The organism is Actinoplanes sp. NPDC051633, assembly GCF_040681735.1.
Lineage (GTDB): Bacteria > Actinomycetota > Actinomycetes > Mycobacteriales > Micromonosporaceae > Actinoplanes.
In genome coordinates, this window is sequence record NZ_JBFAZH010000380.1 from 2090 (window position 1) to 6422 (window position 4333).

General features: G+C 73.6%; 6 protein-coding genes and 1 pseudogene. 5 read left to right on the top strand and 2 right to left on the bottom strand.

What is annotated here, in order from left to right; all coding sequences use genetic code 11:
• The 5 genes and pseudogenes from AB0M20_RS21155 to AB0M20_RS21175 all read left to right on the top strand — a co-directional run.
• Positions 1-406, top strand: a 406-nt coding sequence (locus tag AB0M20_RS21155) for a protocatechuate 3,4-dioxygenase subunit alpha (protein WP_364300563.1), incomplete at its 5' end; no start/stop codon positions are given.
• Complete coding sequence (locus AB0M20_RS21160; RefSeq protein ID WP_364300565.1) at positions 403-1545, top strand: lyase family protein; 1143 nt, start codon at positions 403-405, stop codon at positions 1543-1545. The genes AB0M20_RS21155 and AB0M20_RS21160, both read left to right, overlap by 4 nt.
• A pseudogene (locus AB0M20_RS21165) lies at positions 1545-2270 on the top strand (alpha/beta hydrolase); the annotation flags it as partial. The gene AB0M20_RS21160 and the pseudogene AB0M20_RS21165, both read left to right, overlap by 1 nt.
• A 42-nt stretch (positions 2271-2312) precedes the next feature.
• The gene (gene pcaC / locus AB0M20_RS21170; RefSeq protein WP_364300573.1) at positions 2313-2666 is read left to right on the top strand and encodes a 4-carboxymuconolactone decarboxylase; all 354 of its coding nucleotides are present in this window, start codon (positions 2313-2315) and stop codon (positions 2664-2666) included.
• Positions 2667-2788: 122 nt separating this feature from the next.
• Positions 2789-3280, top strand: coding sequence for a pyridoxamine 5'-phosphate oxidase family protein (locus AB0M20_RS21175; protein ID WP_364300567.1), 492 nt, complete (start codon positions 2789-2791; stop codon positions 3278-3280).
• Between the two features lie 6 nt (positions 3281-3286).
• Here the strand turns inward: AB0M20_RS21175 and AB0M20_RS21180 are convergent, their stop codons facing one another.
• A complete protein-coding gene (locus tag AB0M20_RS21180) occupies positions 3287-3478 on the bottom strand; it encodes a ferredoxin (RefSeq protein ID WP_364300569.1) in 192 nt (63 codons plus the stop codon).
• A gap of 4 nt (positions 3479-3482) precedes the next feature.
• A partial coding sequence (locus AB0M20_RS21185; protein ID WP_364300571.1) for a cytochrome P450 occupies positions 3483-4333 on the bottom strand: 851 nt, incomplete at its 5' end.

The following is a 4333-nucleotide window of genomic DNA, read 5'->3' on the forward strand; positions in this document are numbered from 1 at the left end:
CGCGCTGTTGGAGATCTGGCAGGCCGACCCGGACGGGCACGTGGTGCGGGCGGGCGGCTCGATCCGGCGCGACGGCTGGACGTTCACCGGCTGGGGGCGGGCGCCGACCGACGCCGGCGGCCACTACTCGTTCACCACGCTGCGGCCCGGCCCGACCGAGCCCGGCCGGCTCCCGTTCTTCGCCATGACGGTGTTCGCCCGCGGCCTGACGCATCGGCTGTTCACCCGCGTCTACCTGCCGGCGGACACCACCGATCCGTTCCTCTCCGGGCTCGACCCGGAGCGCCGGGCGACGCTGTTCGCCACGCCCGACGCGCACGGGCTGGTGTTCGACGTCCGCCTGCAGGGCGACAATGAGACCGTGTTCCTGACCTTCCCCGGCCACACATCGCCCGGCGAGTCGTGACCGACCTGCTCTGGCCCGGCGACGAGCGCGCCGGCGGCCTGTTCACCGATGACGCGGTGCTGGCCGCGCTGGCCCGCGTCGAGACGGCGTGGCTGGCCGCCCAGGGCGTCTCCGCCGACCTGGAGAAGCTGCTGGAGCCGGAGGACGCCGCGACCGTCGCGAGGCGGGCCGAGTCCGGCGGCAACCCGGTGATCCCGCTGCTGGCCCTGCTCCGCGAGCGGCTCGGCGACTCCCCCGCGGCACGGCAGCTGCACCGCGGGCTCACCAGCCAGGACACATTGGACACCGCGCTGGTGCTCTGCGCGCGTGAGGCGGTCTCCCGGATCCGCGCGGAGGTCAGCGCCCAGGTCTTCGAGCTGGCGAGGCTCGCCGCCGAGCACCGGGCGACCCCGCGGGCCGGGCGTACCCTCACCCAGCACGCCGTGCCGATCACCTTCGGCCTGACCGTGGCGAGTTGGCTCGGCGGCGTGCTGGACGCCGCTTCGCACTTGCCGGCCCGCTTCCCGATCCAGGTCGGCGGCGCGGCCGGGAACCTGGCCGGTCCGCACACGGCCGGCCCCCACACGACCGGGCTGGGCCTCGTCGCGGTCGCCGCCGAGGCGCTGAGCCTCGAGGTCGCATCGCCCTGGCACACCCGCCGTGCGCCCGTCACCCGGCTCGGCGACGCCCTGACCGGGTGCACCGACGCCTGGGGCCACATCGCCAACGACGTCCTCACCGGCTCCCGCCCGGAGATCGGCGAGCTGTCCGAGGCCAAGGGCGGTGGATCGTCCGCGATGCCGCAGAAGCGGAACCCGACCCTCTCCGTGCTGATCCGCCGCGCCGCGCTGGCCGCGCCCGGGCTCGCGGCGACCCTGCACACCGCCGCCGCCGGCCAGCTCGACGAACGCCCCGACGGCCCGTGGCACGTCGAGTGGGCCACGCTGCGCACGCTCGCCCGGCGCACGGTCGTGGCCGCGTCGCAGACCGCCGAGATGCTCGCCGGGCTGCGTGTGCACACCGGCCGGATGGCGGCGAACCTCGAGGCGGCCCGCCCGGGCATCGACGCGGAGCGCGAGAAGCTGGGCGAGCCGTACGCCGGTGCCGAATCGGAGATCATCGACGCGGTGCTGCGACGCGCATCAGAATGGGTCTCGTGATGGGCGCCGTGAAACTCACCGGCACCGTGCTCGCCGACGCCCCGGGGCGTCCCCTGCTGGTCGTCGGCCCGTCGCTCGGCACCTCCGTCGAGGCGTTGTGGGGCCGCTGCGTGGAGCGCCTCGAGGGCCGGTTCCACGTGATCGGGTGGGATCTGCCCGGCCACGGCCGGAGCCCGGCGCCGTCGGGCGCCTTCTCCGTCGGCGACGTCGCCCGCGCGGTGCTGGACCTGGTCGGTGACACCCCGTTCCGGTACGCGGGCGTCAGCGCCGGCGGGGCCATCGGCCTGCAGCTGATGCTGGACGCCCCCGGCCTGGTCCGGGCCGCCGTGCTGCTGTGCACCGGCGCCACCATCGGCACGCCGGACGGCTGGCGGGAACGCGCCGAGCTGGTCCACTCCTCCGGCACCGCGGTGATGCTCGAGGGCTCGGCCCGCCGCTGGTTCGCCCCCGGCTTCCTGGACCGTGCGCCCTCCGCCGGGTCGGCGCTGCTGCACTCGCTTCGCGACGCCGACGCCGAGAGCTACTCGCGGGTCTGCGAGATGCTGGCCGGCCACGATCTCACCGCGCGGCTGCCCGGGATCACCGCGCCGGTGCTGGCGGTGGCCGGCGCTCAGGACGAGGCCACCCCGCCGGCGAAGCTGGCCGAGATCGCCGAGGGGGTCCGCTACGGCCGCCTGGTGGTGCTGGAGGACACCGCGCACCTGGCTCCGGCCGAGCACCCGGCCACGGTGGCGGAGCTGCTGGTCGAGCACCTGGACCGGCCGGGCATGGCGGTCCGCCGCACGGTGCTGGGCGACGAGCACGTGAACCGCGCGGTCGCCGCCGCCACCTCGTTCACCGCGGGCTTCCAGGATCTGATCACCCGGTACGCGTGGGGCGAGATCTGGGCGCGGCCCGGCCTCGACCGGCGCAGCCGATCGCTGGTCACGCTGACCGCCCTGGTGGCGCTCGGCCACCACGAGGAGCTGGCTTTGCACGTGCGGGCGGCGCGGCGCAACGGCCTGACCGATGCGGAGATCGAGGAGGTGCTGCTGCAGACGGCGATCTACTGCGGCGTGCCGGCCGCGAACACCGCCTTCCGCATCGCCCAGCGGGTCCTCGCCGAGCAGGAACACCCCTGAGACACGTTCTTCGTCGCTTCGGAAATTCGTCCGCCTCGGATGTCGAGAACCTCCGGCCGGCTCCGTCCCTGGGGCACGAGCGGCCACGACATGTGGCCCGACGCCGACGAAGGAGCTCCTCCGTGCAGACCACCGAGATCACCGAGATCCTGAACCGGCCGATCAGTCAGGAGCTGCTGGCCCGCGACCTGACCCGGCTGGCCTACGTCGCCAAGGACGGGACACCGCGGGCCATCCCGATCGCCTTCACCTGGAACGGCTCGGAGATCGTCCTGTGCACCGCGAAGAACGCCGCGAAGCTGCACGCCCTTCGCGCGAACCCGATGGTCGCCCTGACCATCGACACCGAGGTCCACCCGCCGAAGATGCTGCTCATCCGCGGCCGGGCCGAGCTGGACGTCGTCGACGGCATCCCGGACGAGTACCTGTCGATGAACGGCAGCTATCAGATGACCCCCGAGCAGCGTGTCGAGTGGGAGGCCGGGGTCCGTTCGCTCTACGACGGCATGGTCCGGATCGTCGTCACCCCGACCTGGGCGAAACTCATCGACTTCGAAACCACCCTGCCCAGCGCGGTCGAGGAGCTGATCCGGCAGCAGGCCGAACGCCGGTGACGGGACTCAGTCCACGGTGATCGCGGTCGCCGGGCAGACCGCGGCCGCGTGGCGCACGTCGTCGTGCAGCTCGGGCGCGGGCGACGGCTCGAGCAGCACGACGATGCCGTCCTCGTCGCGCTGATCGAACACCTCCGGTACGAGCATCACGCACTGCCCCGCCCCGCAGCACCGGTCCTGGTCGACGCTCACCCGCACGGCGTCACCAGGTGACCGGGAGCTCGGTCAGGCCGCCGACGACCAGGCCCTCACGACGGCGCAGCTCCCCGGCCGGGACGGCCAGGTCGAGGCCGGGCAGCCGGTCCAGCAGCACGCTCAGCACGGTCTGCAGCTCGGTGCGGGCCAGCGACTGGCCGAGGCACGAATGCGGGCCGACGCCGAACCCGAGGTGCATGTTGGGTTTGCGGTCCAGCACCATCTCGCCGGCCCGGTCGAACGCCCGCTCGTCGCGGTTGGCCGAGGCCAGGCTCGCGATCACCGTGCTGCCGGCCGGCACCTTCTCGCCGCCGAGCACGATGTCCTCCGAGATGTAGCGCGGCAGCCCCACGCCACCGTTGGCGTCGAACCGCACCGCCTCCTCCACGGCGGCCGGGATCAGCGTGCGGTCGGCCAGCAGCGCCTCCCACCGCCGCCGGTCGGCCAGCAGCATCGCGACCATCTTGCCGATCATGTTGGCCGTGGTCTCGTGCCCGGCGACCAGCAGGCCCTGCGCGGTCGCGATCAGCTCGGCCTCGGACATCCGGCCGTCCTGCGCGTCCACGACCGACGCCAGCTCGCTGATCAGGTCGTCGCCCGGATTCTGCCGCTTGGCCTGCACGTGCGCCGCCATGTACGCGTAGAACTCGCCGGCCGCCCGGTCGAGCTCGTCCTGGGCGAAGCGGGTGAGGTTGAGCATCGCGTCCGACCAGTGGGCGAAGCGGTCCCGGTCCTCGGCGGGCACCCCCAGGAGCTCGCAGATCACCTGGACCGGGAGCGGAAAACCGATGGCCGCGTTGAGATCTCCCGGCGGCCCGGCGGCCACCATGTCGTCGATCAGGCCGTTGACGACCTCGG